The organism is Petrocella sp. FN5, from assembly GCF_029210395.1.
Classification (GTDB): domain Bacteria; phylum Bacillota; class Clostridia; order Lachnospirales; family Vallitaleaceae; genus Petrocella.
Genome location: NZ_JARGDP010000016.1, coordinates 30485 through 50552 on the forward strand (window position 1 = coordinate 30485; position 20068 = coordinate 50552).

A 20068-nucleotide genomic window follows, 5' to 3' on the forward strand; every position below is an offset into this window, starting at 1 on the left:
ATGGAGTTCGTCAGCATGGATGCTGACCGTCGACTTTTGGTGCATGGATGCACCAACCGGAGACCGTAATCATACACACTGTGGAAGGGTTTTCATGGGACCCACCATCAATCATCTTAATTGTAACCTGCATTTGTTATGGTTGGTTGTCAAAACTAAAATATGGCTGACTCAATATTCTGAGACAGCCACTTTGAGCTTTTCTTACTATTAACCCTTTTATTCTACATCAAAATTTCTCATTAAATCCTCAAAAGTATCTCGGCGACGAATAAGCTTAACATCCCCTGTTCCAGTAATCAGTACTTCCGCCGGTCTTAAACGGTTGTTGTAATTAGAAGCCATACAATACCCATAAGCACCCGCATCTAAAACACCCAGTATATCACCTTCAAGAATCTCCGGTAAAAGACGTTCTTTTGCAATAATATCTCCGCTTTCACAAATGTTACCCACAATATTAACGGTTTCGTTTTTCTCTGACTTCACATCCGATTTTCTATAGATCTCAATATCATGATGACTATCATACATAACCGGACGTTTTAAAATGTTAAAACCAAGATCTGTACCAATGTATTTTGTATCATAATTGTATTTTACAGCATATACTTCACCGAGTATAAGGCCACATTCTGCAGATATATATCTACCCGGTTCAATCTTAAACATAACTTTTTTACCGTATTCAGTGGCAAATTCTTCAAATACTTTATCCAGCTTCTTACCAAGATCGATTAAATTCAAACGTTCTTGCCCCGCCAATTTGTTATAAGGGATACCAAAACCACCACCAATATCAATAAATTCTAGATTCTCAAACTGCTTAGCGATTGTAAATAGAGATTTGACACCTTCTATATACTTGTCCCCTTCCATGAATAAAGAACCGATGTGTTGATTAATGCCCACTAACTTTAGGTCATATTGACTGAGTACACTTTTAACTTCATCTACTTTGTTTGGATCCACTCCGAATTTGGTTTTTTTACCACCGGTGACGACTTTTTCATGATGGCCGGCTCCAACTCCAGGGTTAAATCTGATACAAATCGAACCACCTTTGTTGATTTTCCCATATAGCTCCAGCTGAGAGATGGAGTCAACACTTATGAGTATATCTCGGTCTATGGCATACTGCATTTCCTCTGCAGATACATTGTTGCTGATATATAGAATCTGTGATGGCAAGAAACCGGCCGCCAATTCTAAATGAATCTCACCAGGTGACATGGCATCGACATTCAATCCTTCTTCACGAGCTATTTTCAGTAATGATAAATTACCATTGGCCTTAACAGAATAGTTTACAGAGAAATTTGGGTACTGCACAAGGTTTTTTAATTCTCTACATCTGGTTCTAAAGACTTCTTCATTATAGACATAGAGAGGACTTCCGTAGGTCTCTATAAGTTCAATAGGATTTGTACTTTTAAAAAAATCAGTTTCTGTGGTGATCTTGTTGTGATAGGCTAACATGTAATTCCTCCTGTTTGATCATTGTTTTTTTTGGCTATCAAGGACTGCGATTTCATTTATAAAGGCTTCTCTTATCAAATGAACCAAAGTAGTGTTTTTTGAATAAAGACTTTGCTTTAAAGTGCCTGCAAGAACTTCTTTTGTATCTGTAATGATTTTAATGGATGTACTTGGTGCATTGAAATAATGGATGTGTTCTATGCCATTCAAATCTTTGGGTGATAAAATCACCACTTTTAAGCCTCGTACAACCGCTTGATGAATATCTTCTTTTACCATTTCAAGCACATCATTATCGCATGAAAGATAAATTCTAAGTTCTGCCATTTGTATTATGTTTTTCAACTTATTAATAATGTGTTTTTCATCCGCTATGGTAATATAAGGCTCTTGTCTGAGTTGAGAAAAATCCAGTTTTTCTTCAATGACTTTGATTTGTTCCTCAAAACTTCTTTTAACATTTTTTATAAGTTCCACTTTCGGGACAGGTGTATACTTTATGGATGCCGCCTCAATCACATAAGCGTAGCCCTTATCCACCAAACTGGATAAAGCAGCATAGGCATTGGATCTGGATATTCCAGATAGTTTTGCTGCTTCGTAACCGGTTATCTCATGATGACGACACAATTCAATATAAATAATAGCTTCCTGTTGCGTAAAGCCAATTTTTTTTAGGGCATTCACCAATTCCATAAACATTCTCCTTAGTGGTTCTTCATGGTACTACTATAAATTAAATGAGAATAAATGTCAAGGAAAAAGATGTTTAAAGTCAATTCCACTCTAAACATCTTCCTATATCTAGTGTTTCATATAATATTCATACAAAGTATTATAGCGTTCTCTGTTTAACCCCATATCAGAGTAACCAATTCTTGATGCCGATCTAAAATGCACTACTTTTTCTTGATCATCAAAGTAAAATTCTACATCATCTTTATACCGCATCAAGCCTGTCGTAAAAACCATTCTTATATAATTGGATTCTTCTTCGACAATCTTTGCATCTCCATAGGCTTTTACCGCCAATTTTATCTCTTCTTTTGTTGTCTGAAGGTCTTCTTTGTAGGGAAAAGGTGCTACTTTTTTATCCTCATCTCTTGTTTGACTGGAAACAGCATTTGGTGTTTCTGGCATTTCTGCAAGCAGGCCTTCCCTAACGCCCAACTTGGATACCTTCATATTTCCTACTACCATTGATATAAATACACCTGACACCATAACAACGACTATGATTGCAATCCACATTTTTATTTTATCCTTTCTGTTTCTTACTGGCTTCATTCATCACATCTCCTAGTTCATCTAACCATTTGACATACTTTAAATAGCTATCGTAATCAATACCCGTTGCCTTTGAAAGTGCTTCCGGTATTTTTTGTGCTTCTTTCTCTATCTCTTTCCCTTTTTCAGTAATCACCAGATTAATCTTTCTTTGATCGCTTTTTTGTTTTTCTTTAGTGATGTAGCCTAATTTCTCAAGTTTTTGAATGATGGGTGTCAATGTTCCGGTTTTTAGCTCCAATCTGTGACTTAGCATTTTAAAATCTATCTTTTTTTCTTCCCACATGACCAACATCACTAGGTACTGGGGGTATGTTAAACCGATTCTCTCTAATATAGGTTGGTAAATTCGAATGATGGCTCTTGATGTTTTATATAGTCTAAAACACAATTGACGGTCTAAGAGTAATGGATTATTTTCCATTTGACACCTACTTTCTAAACAGCTTCACTAAAGGCATGGCTAGCAGTTGATCTACCTTAGCTTTTTTACCCAATTTTACAAATACTTCACTGTAAGTAGGGTAAGGATGAATAATGTCGGCCATTTTTGTTATAGGCTTTCCGAGGGTTTTTAGAACTTGTATTTCACCAATCATTTCACCACCTCGGTCGCCCAGTATTGAAGCACCTAACACCTTGAATTTATTGTCCAAAATCACTTTTATACCTTCTATAGATTCACCCTTTGTCTTCGTTCGGTCCAGATTGTTAAAATCATACTCATAGACCTTTACACGATCTTTGTATTTGTCTCGTGCTTCTTTTTCTGTCATGCCGGCTCTGGCCAACTCCGGTTCTGTGAATGTTACCCAAGCGACGTGCTCATAAGTGATTTTGTGTTTAATCGGTAAAAAAGCATTTTTTACTGCAAGTATCGCCTGTACATTGGCCATATGTGAAAACTGATATGGTCCTACAACATCACCTGCTGCATATATATGTTTTTGGGATGTTCTTAAGTAACCATCTACAGATATGCCTTTTTTGTCATAAGCAATCTCTGCGGCTTCTAGATTAAGGTTTGTGGTATTTGGTTTCCTACCGATGGCGACAAGTAAGGCTTCAGCCTTTACCATCTGCTCTTTGCCGGATTTTTCATAAGTAAGTGCTATGCCTTTATCTCTTTTTTCTACCTTAACTGCTTTTGATGCTGTATGAAGCCAAACACCTTCTTGAGTTAGTCGGTCTTCTAAACGCTTTATCAAATCAGCTTCTTCTCTAAAAAGAATACTCGGCATCATTTCAATTAAATGAATTCTTACACCCAGTCGATTTAAAGCTTGTGACAACTCAACACCTATGGCGCCCCCACCTAGTACCGCAATAGATTTTGGCAGATTCTCAAGTTCAAAAATGCTTTCATTGGTTAAATATGGTGTTTCAGATAAACCTTGAATTTCCGGAATAAATGGGGAAGATCCTGTCGCTATAAGAAATTTTTTAGCTTTTATACCGATTCCATCAACAACAATGGTTTTGCTGTCTTTGAAACGCGCATGACCTTTCAAAAAATCAATTCCATCTTTTTTAAGGCTAGTGGGGTCTTCATGCTGATAAATATCTTCTCGAACCGATCTTACATGCTGCATAACTTTTCTTGTATCGATTTGATCACGGGCAATAAAGGCTTTCATTTGATTAAATTTCTTTGCTTCATTGATCAATGCTTTGCTTGGAACACAACCTGACCAGGTGCATTCACCACCCGGTTTATTATCTTCAATCAGCAATACTTTTTTTCCAAATCCTATAGCTGTATAAGCAGCGCTTAAACCGCCAGCTCCAGCTCCTATAATGGCTAAGTCATACACTTTCATACTTAACACCCTTTCGTTAGTGTGCGATTAATCTTATGCTAATGATTTTATCAGTCTTTTTACTTAATGTCAATACAACTAGGTTCATTATGATTTGGATTGTCTTAGAACCTAAAAAACCACCTCATCTTTACCGATGAAATGGCCTTTTAATAGTGGTTTGTTTTAGATGAAAATATATACGATGCCCATAACGAAGCCTAACAAGGCCCCAAACCAAGTGATGGCATTTAATTCTTTATCAACAATTGCAAAGATTAACCGTTCAATATCCATAACTGAAAAATCATTCACTTCATTTTCAACTATTTTGGCCACTTCGAAATTCTCTAAAAATGTACCGATGTTATTCTCTACAAAAGCAATATATAGCATTTCTATCTTAGATTCTATTTGATCCCGTTCATGGGTGGTTAAAAGAATCTTCTTTTCCAATAAAGGATACATCATAGAGGTAATCAAGTCTTTTAAGCTGATTTTGTTCATTAGCCCATAAGTACTTTTTACAATTTGGGCTGTTGCACTTTCAAGCATTTCTTCATATTGTCTAAGGGCTAGTATATCTGAGATTGGGTTAACCATAACCTCATTAGCACTTTTTATGACAGCATGAATCAATGTCTTTTGCACTTCCTCCTCATGGAGGGTCTTTTCTATATAATCCAGTATTGAAGTGGTCACCTCTTTACTATTTAGAAACATTGCACCAAGGGCTCCAACCTTCTCATGAATCAACTCACCTACAATTAGATTGACCTTGTCTTCAACTTGCGGCTGTCGTATTTGGCCAATGATATAATCACATATTTGTTCCTTATGATTTTCCAAAATAAATTCCAGATCAATCCAAACCGTAGAAGGCAAGACAGTATCTAGTGCCGTGTTGTATGATAATCTTCCTGCCAAATATTCTTTTATGGTTCTGTAGAGCGTCTCATTCATATCCTTAGAAGCAATTTTATCTTCTAGTTCTCTTGCTATGCCTTTACCAATTTTGTTGACAACAATAGGATATTCATCACCTAATACTGTCTCCATGATTTCTTTTAGAGATCTTGGTTTGCCAAGCAAATCTTTGGTAATATAAGCTTTGATTTGAGCGATGACGCCCTCATTAAGTAGTTCTTTGCTGATGACCTCCTTGGTTAAAAGTCTATCTCCCACCGCACCACCTAAACTCTTGGCAATCCTATTTCTTTCTCTTGGAATAACACCTGGTGTGAATGGTACTTTTATTTTACCAATACGCACTTCCGTATGGGGCTTAAAAAGCATTTTAATGGCCAACCAGTTGGTTGAATAACCAATAAGAGCACCAATTAAAGGTTTTAATAACATACTATAATCCATAAGACACCTCAAATTTCTTTTGTGATTTTTATGAATGACTTACTTCATTCATTTCCAACTCTGCTAACAGATCAATGACACGTTTTTTCAACAATGGGTGAACTTTAAAGGGTGCCAACTCACTGAGTGGCTTTAAAACAAATCTACGCTGAGCCATTCTCGGATGAGGCAAAACAACCTTTTCATCTTCAGTTACCAAATTATCATAGAAAATTAGATCTAAGTCGAGTGTTCTTGGTCCCCAGTGAATTTCTCTTTCTCTTTTGAACGTTTTTTCAATATCCAGTAGGTATTCCATGAGTTTTCTTGGTGATAACAAGGTTTTTACACGAATGACACCATTAATAAAGTCTTCTTGATCTATATAACCCCATGGTTTGGTTTCTCTAAGTTCGGACACTTTTTCAACTAGGCTATGACCACTGACATTAATGGCTTCAATGGCTTGTAGAAGAATTTCTTCTCGCTTCCCCATATTAGAACCTATGGCAATATAGGCTTCATGCCAATATCTTTCTACTGTTACACTTGCGCATTTAAATGGTCGACCAATAGGTGCGTGTGGCTTTTTCACTGTAACCTTTATACCTCTAATCAGATCATAAGTAGTTAATAGACTTTTGGCTACACCTTCTGCCAGTGTTTCGATTAAATTATACTTCTCTGACTTGAAATAGTCTTCTATTGTATAGCACATGCTGGCATAACTGACAGAAAGACCTAGATCATCTTCTGCACCTGCCGTTTCTAAGTCCAGATAGGCATCAAAGCTTATTAAAAATGTTTGACCTTGTTTTTTTTCTTCTTCTAAAACGCCATGAAAGGCATATACCTCTAGGTCCACTACCGAAATGTAATCCAAATTATTCACCTGCTTTCATAATGGCCATGGTCATGTCAATCGCTCTCTTATTCTCTAATACATCATGGACTCTGAATATGGATACCCCTGACTGAAGTCCAATCACCGTCGTTACCAATGTACCTTCAACTCTCTCGTGAACCGGTAAATCTAAGGTGCCACCTATAAGTGATTTTCTAGATGTTCCAAGGAGTACCGGGTAGCCTAAGTGATTAAACACTTTAAGCTCTCCCATTATTTTAAGATTCTCTTCTCTGGTTTTGGCAAATCCTATGCCTGGGTCAATGATGATATTTTCTCTTTTGATACCGGCTTTTCCTGCCAACTCAATACTAGCTGCCAAGTCTTTGACCATGTCAATAATTAAATCTTCATACCCGCCCTTTGGACGGTTGTGCATGATACAACAGGGTACATTATAGGCTGCAATCACATCAGCCATCTCAGGGTCTTTCTTAAGTCCCCATATATCATTTACCATGTCTGCTCCGGCATCAAGTGCGGCTTTTGCCACCCTTGCTTTAGAAGTATCTATGGATACAACCGTATCAAAATTCGCCTTAATCATTGTGATGACCGGTACCACCCGACGTATTTCTTCTTCTTCATCCACAAAGACATGTCCCGGACGCGTGGACTCTCCACCGACATCTATGATATCTGCCCCTTCAATAATCATTTTTTCAACTTGTGATTTTGCGTCTTCTTCACCGATAAATTTTCCGCCATCAGAAAATGAATCCGGTGTCACATTTAAAATACCCATAATATAGACGTGATGATGAAAATCAAATTTCTTTCTTCCAATAATCATCCTTTATACCTCGATTTTTAGATTTTTCTTGTTCATACTCCAATTACATAATTCTATTGATTCACAAGTATAGCAAGCTCTTGAAGCTTTGTCGGCTCTGTATAATATGCCATCCAAATTCTGTTGATTGGCTATGGCTTTGTTTTTATGATTGGCTATGGCTTTTAAAATGAATTCTATCTCATTACCTTCAAACCCGGATGCTTCTAAGATACCTTTGGCCAGTCTCGCACCAGCAACTTCATGTGGCTCACCTGTTGCATATTGACACCCTCTTCCGATGTCATGAAGAAGCCCACATGCATAGACCCATGTCTTATTATATTTTATCTCATTTTCCAAACACATAATCCAAGCAATTCGAGCCACATCCAGAAAATGAGCCATATCATGTTTGCAATACACACGGTTGACTTCCATTTTTTCTATTTCTCTTAAGTAATACTGGTAATCTTTATTCTCATATATTCTCTGAATCTTCTTCATAAACCTCTACCCATACTATCTAGAACTTTTTCGTATCTATTGGAAATTTGCTGTATAATCTTATGTTGATTCAAAGCCACTTCATCTATGATTAGGACTTTCATAATACCCATGACGCTATTGGTTACAAATACACCATCACTCGTTAATAGCCGATTCAAAGTTATACGTTCCTCCGTGACAGGGTAAGCATCCATTATCCATTGTCTAACAATACCCTTTAGTAAGCCTAAGGAAGCATCCGGTGTAATAATCTTATTGTTTTCGATTATAAATATATTGGCAATCGCTGTTTCACATACATCATCATGTATATTCAAAAAAAGAGCATCATTAAAACCTTGTTTCTTTGCTCTTTCCAGTTCAAAAATATTGTCCAAATAATTCATGGATTTGATACCAACGGTATGGCTTGTCGGGTTTCTTTTAACCCTTGATAAGATCAATTTATAACCTTCTTCATATTGTTTCTGGCTATAGGTCAATGGTCGCGTCGTAAAAACCGTGTTTTCTTCTGAAACATTGATTTTTAACACACCGTTGTTACAAGATAGAGCATCTATTGCCACCAGAACTTCATTTACATTTAGGACTTTTGAAATACCTAAATACTTTAATCCACTATTTAATCTCGATATATGATTGTCTAAGAACATACCCCTACCATGAATCACCCGTATGGTTTCAAATACACCATAGCCATAGAAATAGCCTCGATCCGGATGAATGGTTTCAACATTTAGGATTTCATTATTTATTAACACTTTCATATATCTATCTCCTTAAGTCGAACCGCTTTAAATAGAGCTTTTGCTTTATCTAAGGTTTCTTCATATTCGGCTTTTGGGTCTGATTCCCATGTAATACCGCCACCTACACCAATGGCCATCCATTCTTTCTGTTTGATAATTGTTCGTATGACAATGTTAAAATCTGCACTTCCGTCAAATCCAAAATAGCCAATGCAACCCGTATATAAGTGCCGTCTCGTTGGTTCTAACTCCTCAATTATTTCCATGGCCCGAATCTTAGGTGTTCCGGTAATGGAACCTCCGGGAAAACAAGCTTTTATACAATCCACTGCGGTCATGTCTTGCTTCAGTTTCCCAACAATGGTTGCTACCAAATGGTGCACTGTGGCATAAGATTCAATACCAAATAACTCCGTCACTTTTACTGTATAAGGTCTACAAACTTTGCTTAAATCATTACGTTCCAAATCAACCACCATTAGCAACTCCGATTTGTCTTTTTCACTTTTCTCAAGTTCTAAGCGATACGCTTCATCTTCGTCTTCTGTCATGCCTCTAGGTCGTGTCCCCTTTATCGGTCTGGTTTCCACCTTATTATCTCTAATCTGCATGAATCGCTCCGGCGATGAACATAAGATCTCTGTTTCATCTAGGCTCATAAAGGCACTAAAGGGGGCTTGATTCACTTTTCGTAAAGACTTGTATATATCGTAAGCATTGTGGTTAGTCATAGCTGTATAAGTATGGGTCATATTGGCAATATAAATATCACCGTTTAATATATATTCTTTCATTTTCTCTACTGCCTTTATGTATGTTGCCTCATCAAAGCAAGACGTGAACGTCACTTCTTCCTCAACCGTGTCTCTGTATATAACAGGATGACCTGACTTTATAATTTCCATAATTCGTGTTGTTTTTTTTTCCAGTTCCAAGGTCGTTTTTTGATCAGATTTTTGATTGGGATTAAAAACGGACAAATATGTTTTATGACAATGATGATCAAAGATCAATAAATGATGATAAAACACAAAAACCATTGCGGGCATCTCCATGATAGGTTTTGCAATGTTGGGTAGTTTTTCAATATCCCTAACCAAGTCATAAGCAAAATAGCCCATACATCCTGCAACAAATGGCAAATCAAATGTATTTTGAATCTGATTAGCGCCAAGAAGTTCCTTTAATACTTCAAAAGGATCACCATCTACCTTCTGATTGTCTAGGGTTATTATTTTTTGATCATAGGTTATTTTTTTATATGGGTTCAACCCAATAAATGAGTATTTTCCTAATTTTTCTGAATCTTTTGAGCTATCTAGAAAAATGATATCTTCTTCATCCTTAAACAGACTGAATATATCAAAAGATGAAAGCTCTGTCGTAATCTCATTCACTTGTACTCTCATATCAACCTCATCTGTGGCAACTTCTTATAAAATTATGCAATAACTCATGACCATATTCTGTCAGCTCTGCTTCAGGGTGAAACTGTACGCCCTCAACTCTATAGTTTTTATGGCGCAAACCCATAATCGTCCCATCTTCCAAACGACTCGTAACTTCAAGACAAGCCGGCAAATTCCTTTCTTCTACCACTAATGAATGATACCGCGTTGCATAAAACGGCATACTCAATCCTTCATATAAATCTGTCTGATCATGGTAGACCGCTGAAACCTTACCATGTATCGGGGTTTTACCTTTGGTTACATGACCACCATAGACATGCCCAATGACTTGATGGCCAAGACATATCCCCAATATGGGTATAATACCACCAAAGGCTCTAACAATTTCCAAACAAATGCCCGCATCTTCCGGCCTCTTGGGACCGGGTGATAAAATGATGCCTTTGGGTTTCAACTGCCTAATATCATCAATGCATATGTCATCATTCCTCTTTACCAGTATGTGTTCACCCAGTTCTTCTACATACCTAACCAGGTTATAAACAAAAGAGTCATAATTATCAATCATTAAATACATGTTTCACCTCATACCTTATAAAGCGCCATTAGTTTTTGATAGATCTCGATATTATCTTCAAATCTGCCACTTAAGGTTGTGGTGATTGTTTTAGTATTTGGTTTTTTGATGCCTCTTGTGGTCATACAGCTATGCTCACCTTCAATAATGATTGCCACATCTTCTGTATCTGTTACTTTTCTCATAATATAGGCAATGTCTGCACCTATACGTTCCTGTAACTGAAGACGTTTACCAACCATATCCGCTATACGTGCAATTTTGCTCAGACCAATCACCCTCTTACTCGGTATATAGGCGACGGCCACTTTCATATTATACATTAATGCCAAATGGTGTTCACAGTAACTAAACAATTGTATGTCTTTCATGAGCACCATGTCTTGTTTACTGTTTTCATATATTTCCTCTTCATCGAAGGTCACACCTAGCTTCTCGATAAGTTCATCATTTGTATAGGTCATGCCTTCAAAAACTTCTTCGTACATATTTGCTACTCGAGCCGGTGTGTCTCTAAGACCTTCTCTGTTTGGATCATCACCCAGTGCTACGAGTATGCCTCTTATATGGTCCTCTATCGCTTTTTTATCTATCATGTCATATTCTCCTTAAGAACACATACTGTTTGGTATTCTTACTCATAGGTATCCAAAAAACTATGTCTTTCACCATTTGACTGCCATCCTACAATACAATCCATGTTGACATTATGAGCCGACTGCAAAATGCATTTATCAATATCTGGATTGTTCTTTTTTAACTTGGCGATTAGTTCCTTCATTTCACGACGTTTGCTCGATGTTTTCTTGGCCGCCACAACACAACCACAATTCATAGGCACAAGGCCTGCATGATTGGTAAATCTCTTAATATCTTCTTCATGAATGTAGTACATAGGTCTTATTAACTCAAGACCTTCAAAGTTCAATGATTTAAGTCTTGGCATCATTGTCTTTGTTGTACCTGCATAAAAAATGTTCATAAGTTGGGTCTCGATCACGTCATCAAAATGATGACCAAGAGCCAATTTATTACAGCCAAGCTCTTGTGCCTTAGCGTATAGGGCACCTCTTCGCATTTTGGCACATAGGTAACAAGGGTAATCACTGGAAATGGCATCTACAATGCCAAAAATACCTGAATCAAAAAAAGTAATGGGAATATTCAAATGCTTACAGTTTTCTTTTAGTCTTTCTTCATTGGTAATGTGATAACCTGGGTTCATGGCTAGGTACTCGATATCAAAATTAACGTCACCATGGATTTTCAGTTCCTGAAGCAACTTACATAACAACAAACTATCCTTACCACCGGATACACCAACGCCAATTCGATCGCCTTCTTCAACTAAGTTAAATGCTTTTACGGCTTTAATAAATCTTGACCATATCTCTTTTCTATATGTTTTAATGATACTACGTTCTATGTCTTTTACTGATTTTAACGGAACTGTGGGGATGCTTAACGTACACCCACTACCTTGTAATGATTCTGCCATGATTTTCTCCTATTATATGTCACAATTAGACTAATTTCTATTGCTATACTACATGGTGAAACTATGAATGTCAAGTTCGCTGATTCACAGGTATACATGAATCATCTACCATCAATCTAAAAAGCTATTTGTAATTCTGGAGCAGTTCTACTGCGTCCCCTTCAATAAGTGGCTTACTGAACAAATAGCCTTGGATTGTATTACAGTTACCCGCTCTTAAGTAATCCAGTTGAAATTGTTCTTCAACGCCTTCGGCTACAACTCTAAAGTTCAATCTGTGAGCAATGTCAATAATCGCTCTAGTAAAAAAATGATTCTCACCTTCATTTAGTATGTCATCAATAAAGGTTTTATCAATTTTAAGGGTCGATATAGGCAGTTTTCTCAGGTATGTCAAGGATGAGTAACCTGTACCAAAATCATCTAAAGCTATATCAATACCCATTTCGGATATGACTTTTAACTGTTTATTAACTAAATCAAATGATTTAATTAATACGGATTCTGTTACTTCAAATTCAAACCACTTTGGGTTAACCTTCTCAGTTTCGATAATTGTTTTTACAATATCAACAAAATCAGAGTGCAATAACTGAACAACGGAAATATTAACGGCAACCTTAATGATATCCCCATCTGAATTATTGATTCTTTTTGCAAATCTAGCCGCTTCTTCTATGACCTTCTTCCCAATCTCTACAATATCACCTGTTGATTCAGCTATGGGAATAAAGCGAATGGGTGATACCTGTCCTAAGGTATGACTGTTCCATCTAATTAGGGCTTCATAACCGACTATTTTTTGGCTTTTACTATTGTACTGTGGTTGATAGACTAAATGGAATTCATCTTTTAACAACGCATACTTTAATGCATTGGTAAGATTGATTTTATCCGTCATTTCCTGGTTCATCTCTATATCAAAACGGCTTGCCTTAGCTTTACCCATTGACTTCATTTTATACATAGCCATATCCGCTCTAATAAGCAGTTCATCATAGGTCAAACCATCATCAGGATAGATTGCATAACCGATGCTTGCTGTAACAAACAATTGTTTTCCACTGATTTCAAGACTTCTATTAATCTTATCCATTAAACCATCTATATAATCCTTGCAATCAAATCTTTCTTCAATACCAACGAGGCAGATAAACTCATCGCCTCCAATACGGCCAATGGTGCCTTTGTCTTGAACATATGACTTAAACAGATCACTGATCTCTTGTAGCAAGCGATCTCCGATTTGATGACCATGGGCTGTATTAATATAATTGAAATTATCAATATCTATAAAAGCCATCATCACTTTCGAATGAAGTCTATTGGTGTTTTTAACCAGTTTGGCAAAATATTTCTCCATATGTAAACGATTGGGGAGTTTTGTCAAAAAGTCGTTATAAGCTAAATAATTGATTTTCTCCTGTTGTTCTATAAGTTCCTCATTCTGAGCTTTCAACTCCTCTTCTGACGCAGTTAATGCTTCATAGGTTGATACTAAAGCATTATGTTCCTCTTCCAAATCCTTTTGTGCTTTTTTCCGCATCTTAACGTTATAGCTTAGAATGATTACAAATACTAGAAGGATTAGTGTAACACCCGAATAAATAAGTATGACTTCCCTATGCATTTCATAGTAAGATATAGGACGATTAATAACGACGCTTCCTGCAGGTATATCCTCTAAATCAATATTATTTTTTTCTAAATATATATAATCAAAGCCATAGTAGACCGGTTTTATATTAACTGTTTCCAAAGATTCCATCGGTGTACCCTCTATAAGCCCAATTGCCAAACCGGCACCATAGGTTCCTTGCATCGTGCCACTGAGCAAACTGCCACCAATGACACCATAATCCAATAGATACTCATAGACAGTATACATGGGGAGGGTTGTTATCTCCGCCAGCTCCTTTGAGAATGTTTCATTTGATTTCTTTTTGCCTTGGCTATCCATGGTATAAGTACCCATAATGACAGCATTACCTTCTTGTGCTCCCTCAAGTAATGTCATGATTTGCTCATAACTTAAATCATCAAGAATTCTATAGCTTAGGTTAGTATCAGAGCTTTCAATAGCCTCAACAATAGCATGGCTGACATCTTTACCACTTTCTGTAGCGTCACAGACCACATATATATTATGAATCTCTGGTTGTAGCTCTAACATTAGATCCACTGTGCCTGCACTATCTAACACCTCATATACACCAATTATATTCTCAACGTCTTGAGTACGTCTTATAGCCGATTCCTCTAATACACCGGTATAGACAATTGGTTTTCCTGCAAAAATGCCATCTCTATGTTGGATGGCAAATTCCATAGCAATGTCATCTGTTGTAATGATAAGGTCCGTATTAACGTACTTGTATTTATGCGAAATGACGCCATATTGTAAGTCCAAATTTTCTTCATTTGGATATCTTTTCCAATCCAGGTATTCAACAGATACAATAATATTTTCATTATAGGTTCTAAAGGCTTCGATAATGGCATCTGTTTGAGTATCTGTCCATCCAAAGCCTTTGTGGTAAGAATTAATCAACAAGACATGGGGATAGTCATAGCTATGTTGAGAACCATCTTGCATAGCAAATGTTTTCATATTAAAAAATAGACTTATAAACACGATTGAACAGATTATTGCATTACGCCTTTTGAATAAATACTTTTTATTCATATTATTGTCCATCCTATCCCGATTATTTCTTTCCTTGGCACATGAATATTCTATCATTATATTTAATATTGGGCAACATAGATTGACATATAATTTCATATCGTGATATACTCTATTTAATATATAGGATATACAAGGAGGTTATCACATTATGTTTGCAGATACATCTATTGATATGAAGTATGAAGAAACTTTTCAACTGGTTTATGGACAACTTAATCATTCTAAGCAAAACGATCCAAAATATACCCGATTAGACTTAAAACGTTTTCTCGAAAGTCTTTATGACAATCAAGGAAATAACTGGTTAGGAAGAAGTGAGGTACAAGAAGCTGTGCAAGCTGCCACAATAGCAGCGGCTGAGTTGTTGCTAAGCCAATGGGAATAATTTGTGTTAAAACCATTAAAAAAAGCCCTCGCATATGCGAAGGCTTTTTGATTTCTGTGATTATCTGTTATTTAATACTGCTTGTGCTGCTGCAAGTCTTGCAATCGGAACACGGAATGGTGAACAAGAAACATAATCAAGTCCAACATTGTGACAGAATTCTATGGATGATGGATCGCCACCATGCTCACCACAGATACCAAGCTTGATATCAGGTCTTGCTGCTCTACCTTTTACAACTGCCATTTCGACTAACTGGCCAACACCTGTTTGGTCAAGTCTAGCAAATGGGTCTGATTCAAGTATGGATTTTTTGTAGTAATCATCAAGGAAAGCACCAGCATCGTCTCTTGAGTAACCAAATGTCATTTGTGTTAAGTCATTGGTACCAAATGAGAAGAACTCAGCTTCTGCAGCAATCAAGTCTGCAGTTAATGCTGCACGAGGAATCTCAATCATAGTTCCAACAAGATACTTAAGCTTAACGCCTTTTTCTGCAATTACTTTCTCAGCTGTCTCTACTACAACATTCTTAACATATGCAAGCTCTTTAACTTCACCAGCAAGAGGAATCATAATTTCTGGGATAACGTCTATGCCTTCTTCTGCTATAACTTCCACAGCGGCTTCTATGATGGCACGGGTTTGCATAACTGCGATTTCAGGATAGGTTACTGCAAGTCTACAACCTCTATGACCAAGCATTGGGTTAAACTCATGTAGGCTTTCTACAGTTTCTTTTAACGCTTCAAAAGTTAAGCCCATTTCTTTAGCTAATACTCTAATATCGCCTTCTTCTTGAGGTAAGAACTCATGAAGTGGTGGATCAAGAAGACGAACTGTCATTGGCTTACCTGCAAGTGCTTTGTACATACCTTTAAAGTCAGCCTTTTGGAAAGGAATTAACTCGGCAAGAGCTGCTTCTCTTTCTTCAACTGTATTGGATACGATCATCTGACGGATTTTTGGCAGTCTGTCTTCTTCAAAGAACATGTGCTCTGTACGACAAAGTCCAACACCTTCAGCACCAAACTCTACAGCGTTGATTACGTCTTTAGGACTGTCTGCATTGGCTCTGACCTTAAGTGTTCTTACGTCATCTGCCCAACCCATAAATTTACTGAAGTCGCCACTGATTTCAGGATCAACTGTTTTGATTTCTTCAAGGTAGATTTTACCCGTTGAACCATCTAGTGATATAAAATCACCTTCTGCAACAGTTTTTCCGCCTAAAGTAAAGGTTTTTGCTGCTTCATTTATTTTGATTTCTCCACAACCGGATATACAACAAGTACCCATGCCACGCGCAACAACAGCTGCATGAGAAGTCATACCACCACGTGCTGTTAAGATACCTTGTGCTGCGTCCATACCTTCGATGTCTTCTGGTGAAGTCTCAAGTCTTACTAAGATAACACGCTCACCACGTTTTTTTGCTGCAACTGCATCATCCGCATTAAAGTATACTTGTCCTGTTGCTGCACCTGGTGATGCAGGAAGTGCTGAACCATAAACTTTTGCCGCTGCTAATGCTTCTACATCAAAGTTAGGGTGAAGCAATTGGTCCAATTGTTTTGGATCCACTTTTAGTAAAGCTTCTTCTTTTGTACATAGACCTTCTTCTACCAAGTCAACCGCTATTTTAAGGGCTGCTTGAGCTGTTCTCTTACCGTTACGTGTTTGTAAGAAATAAAGCACTTTATCTTCAATGGTGAATTCCATGTCTTGCATATCTTTGTAATGATTCTCAAGTTTGGTAGCAAGTCTCATGAATTCTGCATATGCTTCCGGCATATCGTTTTCAAGTCTTGTTATAGGTTCTGGTGTTCTAATACCAGCAACAACGTCTTCACCTTGAGCGTTTAATAAATACTCACCGTAAATACCGCGCTCACCTGTAGATGGGTTTCTTGTAAAGGCAACACCTGTACCGGATGTATCACCCATATTACCAAATACCATAGATTGTACGTTTACTGCAGTACCCCAACTACCTGGAATATCATGCATTCTTCTATAGATCACTGCTCTTTCATTGTTCCATGAATCAAATACCGCATTGATTGCAGCCATAAGTTGTTCTACAGGTTCTTGAGGGAATTCTGAACCTTCATGCTTAACATATAAAGCTTTGAAAGCTTCTACAACTTCTTTAAGGTCGTCTGCTGACAACTCTAAGTCATTTTCAAAACCTTTTGATTCTTTGATTTCATCAAGTACACGCTCAAATTGTGATTTTGGAAGACCTTTAACCACATCTGAGAACATTTGAATAAATCTTCTGTATGAATCGTATGCAAATCTTGGGTTACCTGTTGCTGCTGCAAAGCCTTCAACAGACACGTCGTTAAGACCTAAGTTTAGAACAGTATCCATCATTCCTGGCATAGATGCTCTTGAACCTGAACGTACAGAAACCAGTAATGGTTTGTCGTTATCACCAAATGTCTTTCCAGTGATTTTTTCAAGATTAGCTAATGATGCTTTTATTTCAGCTGTAATCTCATCTGTAATTTTCTTCCCATCTTCATAGTACTTGGTACAAGCTTCTGTTGAAACTGTAAATCCTTGAGGGATTGGAAGTCCTAATTTAGTCATTTCAGCAAGATTCGCACCTTTACCACCTAATAGGTTTTTCATGGACCCATCTGCTTCACTGAACATATAAACAAACTTTTTGCTCATTTTTTGTCCTCCTAAATAAATTTAATTGTCAACTTTTCAGGTTGCTTTCTTTAATACTAATATCAAAAACCACCCTAATTGGTTGCGTTTATTGTAAACAGGGTTAAACCTGTTTTCACACACACCTATATAAGGGCAAAATCACATCATTTGCCCTTATATATTATAACACAACAAGACAAAATGTGTACCCCAAATTGCCTTTTTTTATGGTTCCTTGAAGCTATTTAAGGGTTTTGACGAAAAACAAGACATTTTCGTTAAATTTTTGTCTATTTTATATAGTTTGTATATGTCTTGATTTTATTTCACACTGTATACCTACTAAAAATCAAATTTATCATGAAAATATTGCAAGAGCTCACTGATTTTTACGCGTTCCTGTTCCATTGAGTCTCTGTGACGGATGGTTACAGATTGATCTTCATTCGAGTCAAAATCATAAGTTATACAAAATGGTGTTCCAATCTCATCTTGACGTCTGTAACGTTTGCCAATACTTTGTCGGTCATCAAATTCCACATTATAATATTTGCTAAGCAAGTCCATAACCTTTTGTGCATCATCGTTGAGTTTTTTAGACAGTGGTAAGATGGCCATCTGCATCGGCGCAAGTGCTGGATGGAATCTTAATACTGTTCTGATTTCACCGTTTTCTAAGGTTTCTTCGTCATAGGCTTCACATAGAAAAGCCAACGTCACACGGTCAGCCCCAAGTGAAGGCTCTACACAATAAGGTACATATTTTTCATTGGTTTCTTGATCAAAGTAAGTCAAATCCTGACCGGAATGTTCTTGATGACGTGTTAAGTCAAAGTCCGTTCTTGAGGCAATACCCCACAATTCACCCCAGCCAAAGGGAAATAAGAATTCAATGTCACTGGTAGCATTAGAATAATGAGATAATTCTTCAGGACTATGGTCTCTAACGCGCATATGGTCTTTGGTCATACCAAGTTCCTCTAACCAGTTGACACAAAAAGCTTTCCAATAAGAGAACCATTCGATGTCCGTTCCCGGCTTACAGAAGAACTCTAATTCCATCTGCTCAAATTCTCTCGTTCTAAATGTAAAGTTACCTGGTGTTATTTCATTTCTAAATGATTTTCCAACTTGTGCAATACCAAACGGCACTTTCTTTCTGGACGTTCTTTGTACATTTTTAAAGTTAACAAAAATACCTTGAGCCGTCTCAGGACGTAAATATACTGTGTTTCTGGCATCTTCTGTTACACCTTGAAAGGTCTTGAACATCAAATTAAACTGTCTAATATCTGTAAAATCATGTTTGCCACAGGAAGGACAATCTATATTATTGTCCTCTATGTAAGCTTTCATTGCTTCATTGGACCATGAATCTACAGGGTCTTCAATGGTGATACCTTGAGCTTCCATATAATCTTCAATCATTTTATCTGCTCGAAAACGTTCTTTGCACGCTTTACAATCCATCAATGGGTCATTAAACCCACCTACATGTCCTGAAGCAACCCAAGCTTGTGGGTTCATCAATATGGCACAATCAACACCCACATTGTAAGGACTTTCTTTGACAAACTTTTGCCACCAAGCCTTCTTTACATTGTTCTTTAGTTCAACACCAAGAGGTCCATAGTCCCATGTATTGGCTAACCCACCGTATATTTCTGATCCAGGATAGACAAATCCTCTTGCTTTTGCCAATGCTACAATTTTTTCCATTGTTTTTTCCATGATTATCACCCTTTCAGTATGCATTTTTGGATGTTAAGATATTAAAAAAACATCCTGCCATCCCTAGTCATAAGGGACGAAAGCATGTCACTTCCGCGGTTCCACCCTAATTGGTAAAATACCCACTCATCATCAAAGCACTCCTAAGCGCCATTCCTCTTATGGTTCCTATCCGGCTTTCACTATCCCGAACTCGCTTAAAAAACCAATTTAAGAGTACTCCTCTTATTCATCATGCTACCGTATACTCGATTGTTAT

The 20068-nt window shown here is 37.1% G+C and carries 18 protein-coding genes; 1 reads left to right on the forward strand and 17 read right to left on the reverse strand.

Annotation, left to right across the window (positions count from 1 at the left end):
- Nucleotides 1-219: 219 nt before the first annotated feature.
- The 15 genes from lysA to P0N36_RS06345 form a co-directional block, all read right to left on the reverse strand.
- Nucleotides 220-1479 (reverse strand): diaminopimelate decarboxylase, encoded by a 1260-nt coding sequence (lysA, locus tag P0N36_RS06275; protein ID WP_275841990.1) that lies wholly within the window; start codon nucleotides 1477-1479, stop codon nucleotides 220-222.
- A gap of 18 nt (nucleotides 1480-1497) precedes the next feature.
- Complete coding sequence (locus P0N36_RS06280) at nucleotides 1498-2175, reverse strand: TrmB family transcriptional regulator (protein WP_275841991.1); 678 nt, start codon at nucleotides 2173-2175, stop codon at nucleotides 1498-1500.
- A 108-nt stretch (nucleotides 2176-2283) separates the two neighbouring features.
- A complete protein-coding gene (locus tag P0N36_RS06285; protein WP_275841992.1) occupies nucleotides 2284-2766 on the reverse strand; it encodes a DUF1499 domain-containing protein in 483 nt (160 codons plus the stop codon).
- Nucleotides 2738-3190 (reverse strand): MarR family winged helix-turn-helix transcriptional regulator, encoded by a 453-nt coding sequence (locus P0N36_RS06290; protein WP_275841993.1) that lies wholly within the window; start codon nucleotides 3188-3190, stop codon nucleotides 2738-2740. Before P0N36_RS06290 ends, P0N36_RS06285 begins: the two co-directional genes overlap by 29 nt.
- Before the next feature lie 7 nt (nucleotides 3191-3197).
- Nucleotides 3198-4586 carry a dihydrolipoyl dehydrogenase family protein gene (locus tag P0N36_RS06295; protein WP_275841994.1) on the reverse strand — a complete coding sequence of 463 codons (1389 nt, stop codon included), beginning with the start codon at nucleotides 4584-4586 and terminating at the stop codon, nucleotides 3198-3200.
- 165 nt (nucleotides 4587-4751) lie between these two features.
- Nucleotides 4752-5936 (reverse strand): DUF445 family protein, encoded by a 1185-nt coding sequence (locus tag P0N36_RS06300; protein ID WP_275841995.1) that lies wholly within the window; start codon nucleotides 5934-5936, stop codon nucleotides 4752-4754.
- Between the two features lie 28 nt (nucleotides 5937-5964).
- Nucleotides 5965-6798, reverse strand: coding sequence for a 2-amino-4-hydroxy-6-hydroxymethyldihydropteridine diphosphokinase (gene folK / locus P0N36_RS06305; protein WP_275841996.1), 834 nt, complete (start codon nucleotides 6796-6798; stop codon nucleotides 5965-5967).
- A gap of 1 nt (nucleotide 6799) precedes the next feature.
- On the reverse strand, nucleotides 6800-7612 hold the full coding sequence (gene folP, locus P0N36_RS06310; protein WP_275841997.1) for a dihydropteroate synthase: 813 nt from the start codon (nucleotides 7610-7612) through the stop codon (nucleotides 6800-6802).
- Between the two features lie 3 nt (nucleotides 7613-7615).
- A complete protein-coding gene (locus P0N36_RS06315) occupies nucleotides 7616-8098 on the reverse strand; it encodes an HD domain-containing protein (RefSeq protein WP_275841998.1) in 483 nt (160 codons plus the stop codon).
- The gene (locus P0N36_RS06320; RefSeq protein WP_275841999.1) at nucleotides 8095-8868 is read right to left on the reverse strand and encodes an aminotransferase class IV; all 774 of its coding nucleotides are present in this window, start codon (nucleotides 8866-8868) and stop codon (nucleotides 8095-8097) included. The genes P0N36_RS06315 and P0N36_RS06320 overlap by 4 nt, the downstream gene beginning before the upstream one ends.
- On the reverse strand, nucleotides 8865-10259 hold the full coding sequence (gene pabB / locus P0N36_RS06325) for an aminodeoxychorismate synthase component I (protein WP_275842000.1): 1395 nt from the start codon (nucleotides 10257-10259) through the stop codon (nucleotides 8865-8867). Before pabB ends, P0N36_RS06320 begins: the two co-directional genes overlap by 4 nt.
- 7 nt (nucleotides 10260-10266) lie before the next feature.
- Complete coding sequence (locus tag P0N36_RS06330) at nucleotides 10267-10839, reverse strand: anthranilate synthase component II (protein WP_275842001.1); 573 nt, start codon at nucleotides 10837-10839, stop codon at nucleotides 10267-10269.
- A gap of 8 nt (nucleotides 10840-10847) precedes the next feature.
- Complete coding sequence (gene folE / locus P0N36_RS06335) at nucleotides 10848-11435, reverse strand: GTP cyclohydrolase I FolE (RefSeq protein WP_275842002.1); 588 nt, start codon at nucleotides 11433-11435, stop codon at nucleotides 10848-10850.
- A gap of 38 nt (nucleotides 11436-11473) precedes the next feature.
- Nucleotides 11474-12337 (reverse strand): tRNA 2-thiocytidine biosynthesis TtcA family protein, encoded by an 864-nt coding sequence (locus P0N36_RS06340; RefSeq protein ID WP_275842003.1) that lies wholly within the window; start codon nucleotides 12335-12337, stop codon nucleotides 11474-11476.
- A 124-nt stretch (nucleotides 12338-12461) separates the two neighbouring features.
- Nucleotides 12462-15023, reverse strand: a complete 2562-nt coding sequence (locus P0N36_RS06345; protein WP_275842004.1) for a GGDEF domain-containing phosphodiesterase — start codon at nucleotides 15021-15023, stop codon at nucleotides 12462-12464.
- A 151-nt stretch (nucleotides 15024-15174) separates the two neighbouring features.
- Here P0N36_RS06345 and P0N36_RS06350 point away from each other — a divergent pair, with 151 nt between their 5' ends.
- The gene (locus P0N36_RS06350) at nucleotides 15175-15411 is read left to right on the forward strand and encodes a hypothetical protein (protein WP_275842005.1); all 237 of its coding nucleotides are present in this window, start codon (nucleotides 15175-15177) and stop codon (nucleotides 15409-15411) included.
- Between the two features lie 60 nt (nucleotides 15412-15471).
- Here P0N36_RS06350 and ppdK read toward each other — a convergent pair whose 3' ends face one another.
- Together ppdK and P0N36_RS06360 are read right to left on the reverse strand one after the other, a co-directional pair.
- The gene (gene ppdK, locus P0N36_RS06355; RefSeq protein WP_275842006.1) at nucleotides 15472-18096 is read right to left on the reverse strand and encodes a pyruvate, phosphate dikinase; all 2625 of its coding nucleotides are present in this window, start codon (nucleotides 18094-18096) and stop codon (nucleotides 15472-15474) included.
- Between the two features lie 324 nt (nucleotides 18097-18420).
- On the reverse strand, nucleotides 18421-19809 hold the full coding sequence (locus P0N36_RS06360; RefSeq protein WP_275842007.1) for a glycine--tRNA ligase: 1389 nt from the start codon (nucleotides 19807-19809) through the stop codon (nucleotides 18421-18423).
- Nucleotides 19810-20068 lie beyond the last annotated feature (259 nt).

Coding starts and splice junctions, on each gene's coding strand:
- P0N36_RS06295 (WP_275841994.1), bottom strand. CDS start 4,586: ATGAAAGTGTATGACTTAGCCATTATAGGAGCTGGAGCTGGCGGTTTA.
- P0N36_RS06300 (WP_275841995.1), bottom strand. CDS start 5,936: ATGGATTATAGTATGTTATTAAAACCTTTAATTGGTGCTCTTATTGGT.
- folE (WP_275842002.1), bottom strand. CDS start 11,435: ATGATAGATAAAAAAGCGATAGAGGACCATATAAGAGGCATACTCGTA.
- P0N36_RS06345 (WP_275842004.1), bottom strand. CDS start 15,023: ATGAATAAAAAGTATTTATTCAAAAGGCGTAATGCAATAATCTGTTCA.
- P0N36_RS06315 (WP_275841998.1), bottom strand. CDS start 8,098: ATGAAGAAGATTCAGAGAATATATGAGAATAAAGATTACCAGTATTAC.
- pabB (WP_275842000.1), bottom strand. CDS start 10,259: ATGAGAGTACAAGTGAATGAGATTACGACAGAGCTTTCATCTTTTGAT.
- folP (WP_275841997.1), bottom strand. CDS start 7,612: ATGATTATTGGAAGAAAGAAATTTGATTTTCATCATCACGTCTATATT.
- P0N36_RS06320 (WP_275841999.1), bottom strand. CDS start 8,868: ATGAAAGTGTTAATAAATAATGAAATCCTAAATGTTGAAACCATTCAT.
- ppdK (WP_275842006.1), bottom strand. CDS start 18,096: ATGAGCAAAAAGTTTGTTTATATGTTCAGTGAAGCAGATGGGTCCATG.
- P0N36_RS06330 (WP_275842001.1), bottom strand. CDS start 10,839: ATGTATTTAATGATTGATAATTATGACTCTTTTGTTTATAACCTGGTT.
- P0N36_RS06285 (WP_275841992.1), bottom strand. CDS start 2,766: ATGAAGCCAGTAAGAAACAGAAAGGATAAAATAAAAATGTGGATTGCA.
- P0N36_RS06360 (WP_275842007.1), bottom strand. CDS start 19,809: ATGGAAAAAACAATGGAAAAAATTGTAGCATTGGCAAAAGCAAGAGGA.
- P0N36_RS06280 (WP_275841991.1), bottom strand. CDS start 2,175: ATGGAATTGGTGAATGCCCTAAAAAAAATTGGCTTTACGCAACAGGAA.
- lysA (WP_275841990.1), bottom strand. CDS start 1,479: ATGTTAGCCTATCACAACAAGATCACCACAGAAACTGATTTTTTTAAA.
- P0N36_RS06350 (WP_275842005.1), top strand. CDS start 15,175: ATGTTTGCAGATACATCTATTGATATGAAGTATGAAGAAACTTTTCAA.
- P0N36_RS06290 (WP_275841993.1), bottom strand. CDS start 3,190: ATGGAAAATAATCCATTACTCTTAGACCGTCAATTGTGTTTTAGACTA.
- P0N36_RS06340 (WP_275842003.1), bottom strand. CDS start 12,337: ATGGCAGAATCATTACAAGGTAGTGGGTGTACGTTAAGCATCCCCACA.